Genomic DNA, 14,050 nt, shown 5'->3' on the forward strand with positions numbered 1-14,050 from the left:
AATTCAAGGCTTTGCAAGCGTCGACAGATCATTGTAGGAAGAGTGCCATGCCGATTTACGCGTACCGTTGCGCCGACTGCGGCCACGAAAAAGACGTGCTTCAGAAACTGAGCGATGCGCCGCTCACGCAGTGTCCCGCCTGCGGGAAGGACACTTTTTCGAAGCAGGTGACTGCCGCCGGATTCCAGTTGAAGGGTTCAGGCTGGTATGTCACCGACTTCCGTGGCGGAAACAGCAATGCCGGCAACAAGAGCAACGCGGCCGCGTCTGACGCATCGGCGGCGAAATCGGACGATGCCGCTTCGGCCGGTTCCGGCAACTCGAATTCGAGCGATAGCGCGACGCCGGCGAGCACGCCATCATCCTCGGATGCCGCCAAACCCGCCGCGGGCGCGTCCGCATCGTCGAGCGCCGCCTGAGCGCCAGACGGCCGGCGCGGCCGGCCACATGCCGCGCCGATGACCTCGTAGACCGCGCTCAGCCGAGCGCGACCCGCCTGCCAAGCCGAATCTCCGACGCACTCGAGAGCCGGCGCAGCCTTCGCCCCGTGTAAATGACCACGAAAAAGACTACGCTGAAAACCGTGTTCCTCACCGGCCTGCTCGTGCTGGTGCCGCTCGCCATCACCTTGTGGGTGCTCGGGCTCGTGATCGGAACGATGGACCAGACGCTGCTTCTGCTGCCGCAATCGTGGCAGCCCGAGCGGATCGTCGGTTTTCATCTGCCGGGCGTGGGCGCGGTGCTGACGCTTGCGTTCATTTTCATCGTCGGGCTGTTGACGCAGAACTTCGTCGGCCAGAAGCTCGTGAAATGGTGGGACGCCATCCTTCGTCACATTCCGGTCGTCGGCCCGTTGTACACGAGCGTGAAACAGGTGTCGGACACGTTGCTGTCTTCGAGCGGCAACGCGTTTCGCAAGGCGCTCCTGATCGAGTATCCGCGCAAAGGCTCGTACACCATCGGATTTCTCACGGGCATTCCGGGCGGCGACGTGCTGAATCATCTCGATGAAGAGCACGTGAGCGTCTATGTGCCGACGACGCCGAACCCGACGTCCGGCTTCTTCCTGATGATGCCGAAAAGCGAAGTCGTCGAACTGGACATGACCGTCGACGCCGCACTGAAGTACATCGTCTCGATGGGCGTGGTGGCCCCTTCGCCGAGCGCACCGACACCGGTCGCGCCAGCCCGCCGCCCCACCGAGCCGCCGATGTAATGCCGGCGCGCGCGCAGCGAGAGTCAGCCGCGAGAGAGCATGACCCGAGCGCGCGAGCCGTTGATTAACGAACAACGAAAGACACAACATCATGTCGATGCGATCTGAATACTGCGGTCTGGTGACCGAGGCCCGACTGGGCGAAACCGTCTCGCTGTGCGGCTGGGTGCATCGCCGGCGCGATCACGGCGGCGTTATCTTCATCGACTTGCGCGACCGCGAAGGCCTCGTTCAAGTCGTCTGCGACCCGGACCGCGCCGAGATGTTCAAGGTGGCCGAAGGCGTGCGCAACGAGTTCTGCGTGCAGGTGAAGGGCGTCGTGCGCAACCGTCCGGAAGGCACCGTCAATGCGAACCTCACGAGCGGCAAGATCGAAGTGCTGTGCCACGAACTCGTGGTGCTGAACGCATCGGTGACGCCGCCGTTCCAGCTCGACGACGACAACCTGTCGGAGACCACGCGCCTCACGCATCGCGTGCTCGACCTGCGCCGTCCGCAGATGCAGAAGAATCTGCGCCTGCGCTATCGCGTCGCGATGGAAGTGCGCAAGTATCTCGACGCGCAGGGCTTCATCGACATCGAAACGCCGATGCTGACCAAGAGCACACCGGAAGGCGCGCGCGACTACCTCGTGCCGTCGCGCGTGAACGCGGGCCAGTTCTTCGCGCTGCCGCAGTCGCCGCAATTGTTCAAGCAATTGTTGATGGTCGCGAACTTCGACCGTTACTACCAGATCACCAAGTGCTTCCGCGACGAAGACCTGCGCGCCGACCGTCAGCCGGAATTCACGCAGATCGACTGCGAAACCTCGTTCCTCACCGAGCAGGAAATCCGCGATCTGTTCGAGAACATGATCCGCCACGTCTTCAAGGAGACGATGGAAGTCGCGCTGCCCGAGAAATTCCCGGTCATGCTGTACTCGGAAGCGATGCGCCGCTTCGGCTCCGACAAGCCGGATCTGCGCGTGAAGCTCGAATTCGCCGACCTGACGGATGCCGTGAAGGACGTCGACTTCAAGGTGTTCAGCATGCCGGCCAACTCGAAGGACGGCCGCGTCGCGGCGCTGCGCGTGCCGAAGGGCGGCGAGTTGTCGCGCGGCGACATCGACGGCTACACGGAATTCGTGCGCATCTACGGTGCGAAGGGGCTCGCGTGGATCAAGGTCAACGACAAGACCAAGGGCCGCGACGGCCTGCAAAGCCCGATCGTCAAGAATCTGCATGACGCGGCGCTCGCGGCGATCATGGAGCGCACGGCGGCGGAAGACGGCGACATCATCTTCTTCGCGGCGGATCGCGCGAAGGTCGTGAACGACAGCCTCGGCGCGCTGCGTCTCAAGATCGGTCATTCGGAATTCGGCAAGGCGAACGGCCTGCTGGAAACCGGCTGGAAGCCGCTCTGGGTCATCGACTTCCCGATGTTCGAGTACGACGAGGAAGAGAACCGCTACGTGGCCGCGCATCACCCGTTCACGAGCCCGAAGGACGAGCACCTCGAGTATCTGGAAACGGACCCGGGCCGCTGCCTTGCGAAGGCGTACGACATGGTGCTGAACGGCTGGGAAATCGGCGGCGGTTCCGTGCGTATCTTCCAGGAAGACGTGCAGAGCAAGGTGTTCCGCGCGCTGAAGATCGGCGCTGAAGAAGCCCGCCTGAAGTTTGGCTTTTTGCTCGACGCGCTGCAGTACGGCGCGCCGCCGCATGGCGGCATCGCGTTCGGTCTGGACCGCATCGTCACGCTGATGTCCGGCGCCGATTCGATCCGCGACACGATCGCGTTCCCGAAGACGCAGCGCGCGCAGGATCTGCTCACGCAGGCGCCGAGCGAAGTGGACGAGCGCCAGTTGCGCGAGCTGCACATCCGTCTGCGTCAGCCGGAGCAGAAAGCGCAATAAGCAGCTTTCGTTGTCGATGTGATGAAAAAGGCGCCGGGTGCGCCTTTTTCGTTTTTTGCGTTACAGTCTTTGGGCATAAACAGATAAAGAAACGCGCGTTCAAAAGCTCATGCAGAAGCCGCCCAAAATTCCCGAATCCGTCCTCGTCGTCATTCATACGCCCGAGCTCGACGTGCTCATCATCGAACGCGCGGATCACAAGGGCTTCTGGCAATCGGTGACGGGCTCGAAGGATCACATCGACGAGCCGCTCATCGAGACCGCCGCGCGCGAGGTGCAGGAAGAGACGGGCATCGTGATAGGCAGCGCGCTCGTGCCCGAGAACGCGCTGCTCGACTGGCATCACAGCATTCAGTACGAGATTTATCCGCAATGGCGGCATCGCTACGCGGAAGGGATCATGCGCAACACTGAGCATCAGTTCAGCCTGCTCGTGCCACATTGTCTCGAAGTGACGCTCGCGCCGCGCGAACACACCGCGCATCTCTGGCTGCCGTTTCGCGAGGCCGCCGACCGATGCTTCTCGTGGTCGAACCGGGAAGCGATCCTGCAATTGCCCGAGCGCCTCGCGGCGCATAACCGATGATCGGACTGCGTCCCCGGCGCAGTTTCAAGCGGCTGCGCCAGGCGCTGTTCTCCGGCCGCCGGCCGCCGCGCTTATGCTTTACGACGGGCAATCACGTCAGGCTCTTCAAAGGTGGCGTGCAGTTCTTTCCGGCGTTGATCGAGCGGATCGACAACGCGCGCAAATCGGTGTCGCTCGAAACCTACATCTTCGCCAACGACGACATCGGTCGCGCCGTCTCCGATGCGCTCGTGCGCGCCGCCGAGCGCGGCGTCACGGTACGCGTGATCACGGATGGCATCGGCACGGAAAGCAATCTGCCGATGTTCGAGCTCTGGAAGGCGCGCGGCGTCGAGCATCGCATCTATAACCCGCATCTGCTGTTCGGTCCGCAAGGCTGGTCGCGCACGCATCGCAAGCTCGCGCTGATCGACGAAACCTTTGCGTTCTGCGGCGGCATCAATATCGTCGACGACTACGACCAGAACGGCACGCGTCTGGAGCGTCCGCGCTGGGATTTCGCGATGGAGGCGCAAGGCCCCGTCGTCAAGGACGTGCGCGAAGCGTTCGATCTCCAATGGCAGCGCATCCGGCTCGGCGTGAAGCCGCGTCAGCCGTCGCAGCCGGGTTGTGAAACGCAAGAGAGCGATCGCGCGCCCGGCCGATGGAACGCCCGTCGCGCCATGCTGGCACGCCGGCGCGCGCGTCTCGGCGAGATTCACGCGGTCGATCGCCCGTGCGTCGCGTTCGTCGCGCGCGACAATCTGCTCAACCGGCGCGCGATCGAAAAGGCGTATCTGCGGGCGATCGCGAACGCCGAGAGCGAAGTCCTGCTGGCGAATCCTTACTTCATGCCGGGTCGCAAGCTGCGGCGCGCGCTTGTCAACGCGGCGGAGCGCGGCGTGCGCGTGTCCCTCGTCATCGGTCGTAAGGAGTTCGTCGCGCTCGATTACGCGACGCCGTTTCTCTACGGCAATCTGCTCAAGCATGGCGTGAGGATCGCCGAGTATGAGAAGACGATGCTTCACGGCAAGGTCGCGGTAGTGGACGCGGACTGGGCGACCATCGGCTCATCCAATCTCGATGCGCTTTCGCTCGTGCTCAACAACGAGGCCAACATGGTGCTCGTCAATCATTCCGAGATCGCGGGGTTGCACGACGCCATTCTTCAGGCTTTTGACGAAGGCCGCCCCATCGATGAAAAACACTATGCGGCGCGGCCCGTTACGGAGCGCACGCTTAATTGGCTGGCTTATAACACGTACCGGTTGATGATGAAGGTGATCACCATCGGGCAGTACGATTAACCTGCCTTTTAGCAGCGATTGCGCAAAAATACATACCGACAAGCAGCGCTGGAGAAGGCTGCCCACGAATCGGGAAATTCGGGCAGTCACTTACAGGCAGTCCGTACATAAAACGCGACAATGAACCCGGACATTGTTGAGATTTATCCTATAGACAAGGCTTGGCGTTTTAGAAATGCGTGTCTAAAAATCTGCTTGTATCACCAACGTTCGGCCATAATAATAGAACGGCCGTTCGATTTTACGGGTCACATAAGAACGGTAGGGACATCATGCGAAAAGGCGAACAGACGCGGGCCGCGATTCTCGACGCAGCGCTGGAGTTGGCAAGTCGGGACGGGCTGGAAGGGCTGACGATCGGCCTGTTGGCCGAACGGATGCAAATGAGCAAGAGCGGTGTGTTTGCGCATTTCGGGTCGCGCGAGGACTTGCAGGTGGAAGTGGTGCGCGAGTACCACAGGCGCTTCGAAGATGAGGTGTTCTTTCCGAGCCTGCGTGAGGTGCGAGGCCTGCCGCGATTGCGCGCGATGATGAATCGCTGGATGGAGAAACGCATCCAGGAAGTGACCACGGGTTGTATCTATATCAGCGGAGCGGTGGAGTACGACGACCGCGCCGCGAGCGCCGTGCGCGAGCAGCTCGTGCATAGCGTGAGCATGTGGCGCGAGGCGCTGCTGCGCGCGATCCGCCAGTCGAAGGACGAAGGGCATCTGAAGGCGGAAACCGATCCGCATCTGATGTTGTTCGAGCTGTACAGCTTTACGCTCGGCCTGCATCACGACGCGCGCTTCCTGCATCTGCCGGAAGCCGTGCAACTGACGCGGGACGCGCTGGAAAAGACGATTCAGTCGTATCAGACGTCGAGTGCGGGCGCGAATGGAAGCGTTGCGCAGCCGACTCCGATCCCGGCCACGAATCTGACATCGCAACAGACCGACAGCCGTTAGCGGCGCCGTTCGAATCGACAAAGGGTTCGGCGGCGCGCAACCAGACGCTTGAAGAAACTGGAGAGACTCATGGGACAGTACGCCGCCCCCCTTCGCGACATGCAGTTCGTGCTGCACGAAGTGCTGAACGTGGAAGCCGAATTGAAGAGCATGCCGAAGCATGCCGACCTCGACGCCGACACCATCAATCAGGTGCTCGAGGAAGCCGGGAAGTTCTGCTCCGAAGTCGTGTTCCCGCTCAATCAGAGCGGCGACCGCGAAGGCTGCACTTACGAGGGCGATGGCGTCGTGAAGACGCCTGCCGGCTTCAAGGAAGCTTATCGGCAGTACATCGATGCAGGCTGGCCCGCGCTCGGATGCGATCCCGAGTACGGCGGCCAGGGCTTGCCCGCGTTCGTGAACAACGCGCTCTACGAAATGCTCAACTCGGCGAATCAGGCCTGGACGATGTATCCGGGCCTGTCGCACGGCGCCTACGAATGCCTGCATGCGCACGGCACGCCGGAGCAGAAGTCGACGTATCTCTCGAAGCTCGTCTCGGGCGAGTGGACCGGCACGATGTGCCTCACGGAACCGCATTGCGGAACGGACCTCGGCATTCTGCGCACGAAGGCCGAGCCGAATCCCGACGGCTCGTACGCGCTCACCGGCACGAAAATCTTCATTTCGAGCGGCGAGCACGACATGGCCGAGAACATCGTTCATCTGGTGCTCGCGCGTCTGCCCGGCGCGCCGATGGGCACCAAGGGCATCTCGCTTTTCATCGTGCCGAAGTTCGTACCGGACGCGAACGGTGCGGTCGGTGCGCGCAACGACATCAAGTGCGGCTCGATCGAGCACAAGATGGGCATTCACGGCAACGCGACCTGCGTGATGAACCTCGACGGCGCGAAGGGCTGGCTCGTCGGCGAGTCGAACAAGGGCTTGAACGCGATGTTCGTGATGATGAACGCCGCGCGTCTGGGCGTTGGCATGCAGGGTCTCGGGCTGACTGAAGTCGCGTATCAGAACTCGCTCGTGTACGCGAAAGAGCGTCTGCAGATGCGCTCGCTGACCGGCCCGAAGGCGCCGGAGAAGGCCGCCGATCCGATCATCGTCCATCCGGATGTGCGTCGCATGCTGCTCACGCAGAAGGCCTATGCCGAGGCGGGCCGCGCGTTCACGTACTGGGCGGCGTTGAATATCGACAAGGAACTGTCGCATGCGGATGAAGCCGTGCGCGCCGAAGCCGCCGATTTTGTCGCGCTGCTGACGCCGGTCATCAAGGCTTTCCTGACCGATAACGCGTTCGAAGGCACGAACATGGCGATGCAGATCTACGGCGGACATGGCTTCATCTCCGAATGGGGCATGGAGCAATACGTCCGCGATGCGCGCATCAACATGATCTACGAGGGCACGAATTCCATTCAGGCGCTGGACCTGCTGGGCCGCAAGATTCTCGGCGACATGGGCGCGAAGCTGAAGCGCTTCGGCAAGCTGGTTGCGGACTTCGTCGAGCAGGAAGGCGTGAAGCCGGAGATGCAGGAGTTCATCAATCCGCTCGCGGATATCGGCGAGAAGGTGCAGAAGCTCACGATGGAGATCGGCATGAAGGCCATGCAGAATCCCGATGAGGTCGGGGCTGCTGCTGTGCCCTACCTGCGCACTGTCGGGCATCTCGTGTTTTCTTATTTCTGGGCGCGGATGGCGAGGGTTGCGCTCGATCGTGCCTCTGGCGGTGATGCTTTCTATAAGGCCAAGCTGGCCACCGCGCGGTTCTATTTCGCCAAGCTGCTGCCTGAGACCGCTTCTACGATTCGCGCTGCTCGGGCCGGTGCCAAGCCTATGATGGATTACGACGAAGCGTTGTTTTGATGTTTTTGCTTTCGCTTCTGCTTTCGCTTTCGGGTGATCCCGTTTTCGTGTCGGTCTATTAGCTCTGCCCCTGTGCGGGGCGGCAGTGCTAATGGACCGACGCGAAAACAGGATTGCACGAAGGCGGAAGCGAACCCGAGCGAAAGCGAAAGCGAACAAAAAAGCGAAAGCCGCAGCAAGACGAAACCCCAAACATTCACGAACCCCGGAGTGACCCCACCGTGAACGTCAAAAAAGTCGCCGTGCTCGGCGCGGGCGTGATGGGCGCGCAGATCGCCGCCCATCTGATCAACGCCCGCGTCCCGGTCATGCTCTTCGACCTTCCGGCCAAGGAAGGCCCGAAGAACGCCATTGCGCTGAAGGCCATCGAGAATCTGAAGAAGCTGTCGCCCGCCCCGTTCGGCGTGAAAGACGACGCTCAGTACATCGAGCCCGCGAACTACGACGACGACATCGAGAAACTGAAAGAATGCGATCTCGTGATCGAAGCCATCGCCGAGCGCATGGACTGGAAGCACGATCTCTACAAGAAGGTCGCACCGCACATCGCGCCGCACGCGATCTTCGCGAGCAACACGTCGGGCCTGTCGATCACGGAGCTGTCGAACGGCTTCTCCGATGAACTCAAATCGCGCTTCTGCGGCGTGCACTTCTTCAATCCGCCGCGCTACATGCATCTGGTCGAGCTGATCCCGACCGCATCCACGAAGCCCGAGATCCTCGATCAACTCGAAACGTTCCTGACGAGCGTGATCGGCAAGGGCCTCGTGCGCGCAAAAGACACGCCGAACTTCATCGCGAATCGCGTCGGTGTGTTCTCGATTCTCGCGGTCATCGCCGAAGCCGAAAAGTTCGGCCTGCGCTTCGACGAAGTCGACGATCTCACCGGCTCGCGCCTCGGCCGCGCGAAGTCCGCGACGTTCCGCACAGCCGATGTCGTCGGTCTCGACACGATGGCGCACGTCATCAAGACGATGCAGGACAACCTGCCCGACGATCCGTTCTTCGCCGTCTACAAGACGCCGCCCGTGCTCGACGCGCTCGTCAAGAACGGCGCGCTCGGCCAGAAGACGGGCGCGGGTTTCTATCGCAAGGAAGGCAAGGCGATCAAGGTTCTCGATCCGAAGACGGCTTCTTATGTCGATGGCGGGGCGAAAGCCGACGAACTCATCGGCCGCATTCTGAAGCGCCCGCCAGCCGAGCGTTTCAAGCTCTTGCGCGAAACCGACAACAAGCAGGCGCAGTTCCTCTGGGCGATCTTCCGCGACGTGTTCCATTACATCGCGGTCCATCTGGAATCGATCGCGGACAACGCGCGCGACGTCGATCTCGCGATCCGCTGGGGCTTCGGCTGGAACCAGGGACCGTTCGAAAGCTGGCAAGCCGCGGGCTGGCAGCAGATCGCGAAGTGGGTCCAGGAAGACATCGATGCAGGCAAGGCGCTCTCGAACGCGCCGCTGCCCGCGTGGGTGCTCGATGGTCCCGTCGCCGAGAAGAACGGCGTGCACACGGACGAAGGTTCGTGGTCGCCCGCCGCGCGCCGTTTCGAGCCGCGCTCGAGGCTGCCCGTGTACGAGAAGCAGGTGTTCCGCGCGCCGCTCGTCGGTGAGACGGGCGCCGATCCGAAGACCTACGGCAAGACGCTCTTCGAAACCGAAAACGTGCGCGCGTGGCTCGACGACGATCAAAGCGATGTCGTGATCGTGTCGTTCAAGTCGAAGATGAACACCATCGGTCCGGGCGTGATCGACGGCCTCACGCAAGCCATCGAACTCGCGGAGAAGGAATACCGTGGCGTCGTGATCTGGCAGCCGACTTCGCTGCAACTCGGCGCGCCGGGCGGTCCGTTCTCGGCGGGCGCGAATCTCGAAGAAGCGATGCCCGCGTTCATGATGGGCGGCGCGAAGGGCATCGAGCCGTTCGTGAAAAAGTTCCAGCAAGGCATGATGCGCGTGAAATACGCGAACGTGCCGGTCGTGTCGGCGGTTTCGGGCATTGCGCTCGGCGGCGGTTGCGAGCTGCTGCTGCATTCGGCGAAGCGCGTCGCGCATGTCGAGAGTTATATCGGTCTCGTCGAAGTGGGCGTCGGTCTCGTGCCGGCGGGCGGCGGTCTCAAGGAAGCGGCACTGCGCGCGGCGGAAGCGGCGAGCGCCGTCAACGCGACCAGCGATCTGCTCAAGTTCCTGCAGAAGTCCTTCGAAAACGCGGCGATGGCGAAAGTGTCGTCCTCCGCATTCGATGCCCGCGCGATGGGCTATCTGAAGCCGTCCGACACGATCGTCTTCAACGTGCACGAACTGCTCGACATCGCGAAGAAGGAAGCGCGCGCATTGAGCGCATCGGGCTATCGTCCGCCGTTGCGCGCGAAGCAGGTGCCGGTCGCGGGCCGCTCGGCGATCTCGACGATCAAGGCGTCGCTCGTCAACATGCGCGACGGGCGCTTCATCAGCGATCACGACTATCTGATCGCGAGCCGTATCGCCGAAGCCGTGTGCGGTGGCGATGTCGAAGCGGGCAGTCTCGTCGACGAAGAATGGCTGCTGGCGCTGGAGCGCCGCGCGTTCGTCGAGCTGCTCAGCACGCAAAAGACGCAAGAGCGAATCATGGGCATGTTGCAGACCGGCAAGCCGGTGCGTAACTAAGCGGAGCTGCATAAGATGAGCAAACAACTTCAAGACGCATACATCGTCGCCGCGAGCCGCACGCCGATCGGCAAGGCGCCGCGCGGCGTGTTCAGGAACACGCGCCCGGACGAGCTGCTCGTCCACGCGATCAGGTCGGCCGTCGCGCAGGTGCCGGGGCTCGATACGAACGTGATCGAGGATGCGATCGTCGGCTGCGCGATTCCCGAGGCCGAGCAAGGACTGAACGTCGCGCGCATGGGCGCGTTGCTCGCGGGCTTGCCGAATACCGTCGGCGGCGTCACGGTGAACCGCTTCTGCGCGTCGGGCCTGACGGCGCTCGCGATGGCGGCGGACCGCATCCGCGTCGGCGAAGCCGATGCGATGATCGCCGGCGGCTGCGAGTCGATGAGCATGGTGCCGATGATGGGCAACAAGCCTTCGCTGTCGCCGCATATCTTCGATCGCAACGAAGATGTCGGCATCGCGTACGGCATGGGGCTGACGGCGGAGCGCGTCGCGGAACGCTGGAAGGTGAGCCGCGAGGCGCAGGACGCGTTCGCCGCGGAGTCGCATCGCAAGGCGTTGGCCGCGCAGCAAGCGGGCGAATTCGCCGATGAAATCGCCGCATACACGTTGAACGAGCGCTTCCCCGATCTCGCATCGGGCGAAGTTCGCGTGAACGCGCGCGAGATCGCGCTCGACGAAGGTCCGCGCGCGGATACGTCGGTCGAAGGTCTCGCGAAGCTGCGTCCCGTGTTCGCGAACAAAGGCTCGGTGACGGCGGGCAACAGCTCGCAGACGTCGGACGGCGCCGGCGCGCTGATCGTCGTGTCGGAAAAGATCCTGAAGCAGTTCAACCTCACGCCGCTCGCGCGCTTCGTGAGCTTCGCGGTGCGCGGCGTGCCGCCCGAGATTATGGGCATCGGGCCGAAGGAAGCGATTCCGGCCGCGTTGAAGGCGGCGGGCCTGAAGCAGGACGATCTCGACTGGATCGAGCTGAACGAAGCGTTCGCGGCGCAGGCGCTCGCGGTGATCGGCGATCTCGGACTCGATACGTCCAAGGTCAATCCGCTCGGCGGCGCGATCGCGCTCGGCCATCCGCTCGGCGCGACGGGCGCGATCCGCGCGTCGACGGTCGTGCACGGCCTGCGTCGCCGCAACCTGAAGTACGGCATGGTGACGATGTGCGTCGGCACCGGCATGGGCGCGGCGGGCATCATCGAGCGGCTTTGACGCAAACGGTCCGCGAGTGCCGAAAGCTCGCGGACCGACACGAAGGAGACAGCGGATGGAGATTCAGATCGAACGCGCGGACGGCGTGCTGAGCATCGTGCTCAATCGTCCGGAAAAGAAGAACGCGATCACCGCGGCGATGTATCAGGAAATGGCCGACGGCCTCTACGAAGCCGAGATGGACCCGACCGTGCGCGCGGTGCTGATCCGCGCGAACGGCACGACGTTCTCCGCCGGCAACGACCTCGATGACTTCCTGAACGATCCGCCGAAGGGACTCGACGCGCCCGTCTTCCAGTTCCTGCGGCGCATCGCCGGCTTTCCGAAGCCGATCGTCGCGGCGGTCGCGGGCACGGCGGTCGGCATCGGCACGACGATGCTCCTGCATTGCGACATCGTCTACGCGAGCCCGAACGCGAAGTTCTCGCTGCCGTTTTCGCAACTGGGGCTGTGTCCGGAAGCGGCGTCGAGCCTGCTGCTGCCGCGCACGGCGGGTTATCAGCGCGCGGCGGAAAAGCTCTTGCTGGGCGAAGCGTTCGACGTGAACGAAGCGATCGGCATGGGCTTCCTCAACGGCGCGATCGATGCCGCCGAACTCGACGCCTACGCGTTCGACAAGGCAAAGCGGCTCGCGCTCTTGCCGGCGTCGTCGCTGCGCGTGACCAAGTCGCTGATGAAAGGCGCGCACGCGCACGAAGTGACCGCGCGCATGGAAGACGAAGCCGCGCATTTCTCGCGGATGCTCGTCGCGCCCGAAGCGCGCGAGGCGTTTCAGGCGTTCTTCGAGAAGCGCAAGCCGGACTTCAGCAAGTTCGAATAGCGCGCTTCACTCGACATCGTATTCGACGAAGCTGTTCTCGCGCGCGAAGCTGACGAGCCGCAGGCCCGCCTGCTTCGCGATCGAAATGGCGAGCGAGGTCGGCGCGGAAATCGTCGCGATCATCGGCACGCCGACGCGCGCCGATTTGCGCACGAGTTCATAGCTCGCGCGGCTCGACAGGAACACGAAACCTTGCGTCGTGTCCTCGCGGCGCAGGATCAACTGGCCGATGAGCTTGTCGAGCGCGTTATGCCGCCCGACGTCCTCGAAGGCGTAGCGCACCGCGCCGTTTTCGTCGCACCACGCGGCGGCGTGCAGACCGCCCGTCAGCTTCGTCAATTGCTGATGCGCGGGCAATTCGCGCGCGGCGCATTCGATCGCATCGGGCGCGAGACGATTCAGAAAGCCGGTGTCCGGCACGCGTTCCGGCTGAAGATCGAGCAAGTCGATGCTTTCGATGCCGCACACGCCGCATCCGGTGCGCCCGGCGAGCGCGCGCCGCTTGTCCTTCAGCGACGCGAAAGCCTGCTGCACGACCTGCAGATGCACCTCCGCATGCGGCAACGCGACGCCGTCATCCCGCAAATAAACCTCGATATCGTGGATATCGCTGCCGCGCTCAACTATGCCTTCCGTCATCGAAAAGCCCACTGCGAACGCTTCGAGATCGCGTGGCGTGCACATCATCACCGCGTGCGAAATGCCGTTGAAAACCAGCGCGACGGGCCATTCCTGACCGACGTTGTCAGCGGCGATCGCAACTTCGTTCTTGCGATGCCTGCGCACCTGGCGCTCGACGAAGCCGGGTTGGTCGTCGGTTTCGAGTTGTTCCACTTCAATGCTCCTGACCGCTCACTTCGAGTAAAGTCGGGTATGTGACTTGCTGCCAAAAGTTGCTGTCCGCACGCATCGCGACGCGAACAGCGGCTAGATTGCAATGGTTCCAGCCAGATCCAAGGCCCTACAATAACTTAAGCGGGCATCGCGCGCCGCGCCGCCCGCTTCAATCCAACGAGGCTTCGCTATGGGACTTTACGACGCCGCGCGTCTCTTCGGATTCGAAGTCGAATCCTCTGACAATCTGCGCTTCATTCCGCTTGCCGTGCGCTTCAATCTCGACCGCTTCGGCATGCGCATCTCGCTCGACCAATGGCAGCAGCTTCCTTACGAAGATCGCGCGTTGCTGGCGCGCTTTCCGATCGAAGAAGAGGCCGAGCTCGAGAAGAACTTCGACCTCGCGCTTGAAGAGATGCTGAAGACGCACGCCAATGCCGCGCCCGAAAAGATCGAACGCGACCCCGATCCGGTGTGGATGCACGCCGATGCCGTGCCGGAAACCGTGATCCGTCAAAGCAGCCTCTCCGGGATCAGCGCGCCGAGTCTCGATCGCTGGGGCCAACTCGATCGTTTCCAGCGTTACGCGCTCGCGAAACTCTCGCGCAACACGGACAAGGTCAATCACGATTTCCTGCCCGCGATGAAAGAGTTCGGTCTCACGGAGTGAGCACGCGGCTCGCAAACGTTAAGCAGCCGCTTTAATCAGATTATTTGCGGGTGAGCCCTAAATGTCGGGCGAGAGGCGCCGTT

At 62.7% G+C, this 14,050-nt stretch carries 12 protein-coding genes; 11 read left to right on the top strand and 1 reads right to left on the bottom strand.

Annotated elements, in window-relative coordinates:
* The first annotated feature begins 47 nt into the window (after nt 1-47).
* The 10 genes from LDZ23_RS01405 (at nt 48) to LDZ23_RS01450 (ending at nt 12,463) form a co-directional block, all read left to right on the top strand.
* Complete coding sequence (locus LDZ23_RS01405; RefSeq protein ID WP_008351617.1) at nt 48-419, top strand: FmdB family zinc ribbon protein; 372 nt, start codon at nt 48-50, stop codon at nt 417-419.
* 134 nt (nt 420-553) lie between these two features.
* Nucleotides 554-1,216, top strand: a complete 663-nt coding sequence (locus LDZ23_RS01410) for a DUF502 domain-containing protein (RefSeq protein WP_008351614.1) — start codon at nt 554-556, stop codon at nt 1,214-1,216.
* 91 nt (nt 1,217-1,307) lie between these two features.
* Nucleotides 1,308-3,110: an aspartate--tRNA ligase gene (aspS, locus tag LDZ23_RS01415; RefSeq protein ID WP_008351612.1), complete on the top strand. Its 1,803-nt coding sequence runs from the start codon at nt 1,308-1,310 to the stop codon at nt 3,108-3,110.
* Between the two features lie 109 nt (nt 3,111-3,219).
* The gene (gene nudB / locus LDZ23_RS01420) at nt 3,220-3,696 is read left to right on the top strand and encodes a dihydroneopterin triphosphate diphosphatase (RefSeq protein WP_008351611.1); all 477 of its coding nucleotides are present in this window, start codon (nt 3,220-3,222) and stop codon (nt 3,694-3,696) included.
* Nucleotides 3,693-4,982 (top strand): phospholipase D-like domain-containing protein, encoded by a 1,290-nt coding sequence (locus tag LDZ23_RS01425; RefSeq protein WP_034470584.1) that lies wholly within the window; start codon nt 3,693-3,695, stop codon nt 4,980-4,982. The genes nudB and LDZ23_RS01425 overlap by 4 nt, the downstream gene beginning before the upstream one ends.
* Before the next feature lie 272 nt (nt 4,983-5,254).
* Nucleotides 5,255-5,929: a TetR/AcrR family transcriptional regulator gene (locus LDZ23_RS01430; protein ID WP_008351607.1), complete on the top strand. Its 675-nt coding sequence runs from the start codon at nt 5,255-5,257 to the stop codon at nt 5,927-5,929.
* Nucleotides 5,930-5,998: 69 nt separating this feature from the next.
* Nucleotides 5,999-7,786: an acyl-CoA dehydrogenase C-terminal domain-containing protein gene (locus LDZ23_RS01435; protein WP_008351605.1), complete on the top strand. Its 1,788-nt coding sequence runs from the start codon at nt 5,999-6,001 to the stop codon at nt 7,784-7,786.
* Nucleotides 7,787-8,007: 221 nt separating this feature from the next.
* The gene (locus LDZ23_RS01440; protein WP_280519293.1) at nt 8,008-10,428 is read left to right on the top strand and encodes a 3-hydroxyacyl-CoA dehydrogenase/enoyl-CoA hydratase family protein; all 2,421 of its coding nucleotides are present in this window, start codon (nt 8,008-8,010) and stop codon (nt 10,426-10,428) included.
* Between the two features lie 15 nt (nt 10,429-10,443).
* Nucleotides 10,444-11,643, top strand: coding sequence for an acetyl-CoA C-acyltransferase (locus LDZ23_RS01445; RefSeq protein ID WP_034470589.1), 1,200 nt, complete (start codon nt 10,444-10,446; stop codon nt 11,641-11,643).
* Nucleotides 11,644-11,698: 55 nt separating this feature from the next.
* Nucleotides 11,699-12,463, top strand: coding sequence for an enoyl-CoA hydratase (locus LDZ23_RS01450; protein ID WP_008351601.1), 765 nt, complete (start codon nt 11,699-11,701; stop codon nt 12,461-12,463).
* 6 nt (nt 12,464-12,469) lie between these two features.
* Here LDZ23_RS01450 and fdhD read toward each other — a convergent pair whose 3' ends face one another.
* Nucleotides 12,470-13,297, bottom strand: a complete 828-nt coding sequence (gene fdhD, locus LDZ23_RS01455) for a formate dehydrogenase accessory sulfurtransferase FdhD (protein WP_244807677.1) — start codon at nt 13,295-13,297, stop codon at nt 12,470-12,472.
* A gap of 190 nt (nt 13,298-13,487) precedes the next feature.
* On the opposite strand from fdhD, the gene LDZ23_RS01460 reads away from it, so the two are divergent.
* A complete protein-coding gene (locus LDZ23_RS01460) occupies nt 13,488-13,967 on the top strand; it encodes a nitrate reductase associated protein (RefSeq protein ID WP_008351596.1) in 480 nt (159 codons plus the stop codon).
* Nucleotides 13,968-14,050: the final 83 nt, after the last annotated feature.

Source organism: Caballeronia zhejiangensis (assembly GCF_022879815.1).
Classification (GTDB): domain Bacteria; phylum Pseudomonadota; class Gammaproteobacteria; order Burkholderiales; family Burkholderiaceae; genus Caballeronia; species Caballeronia zhejiangensis.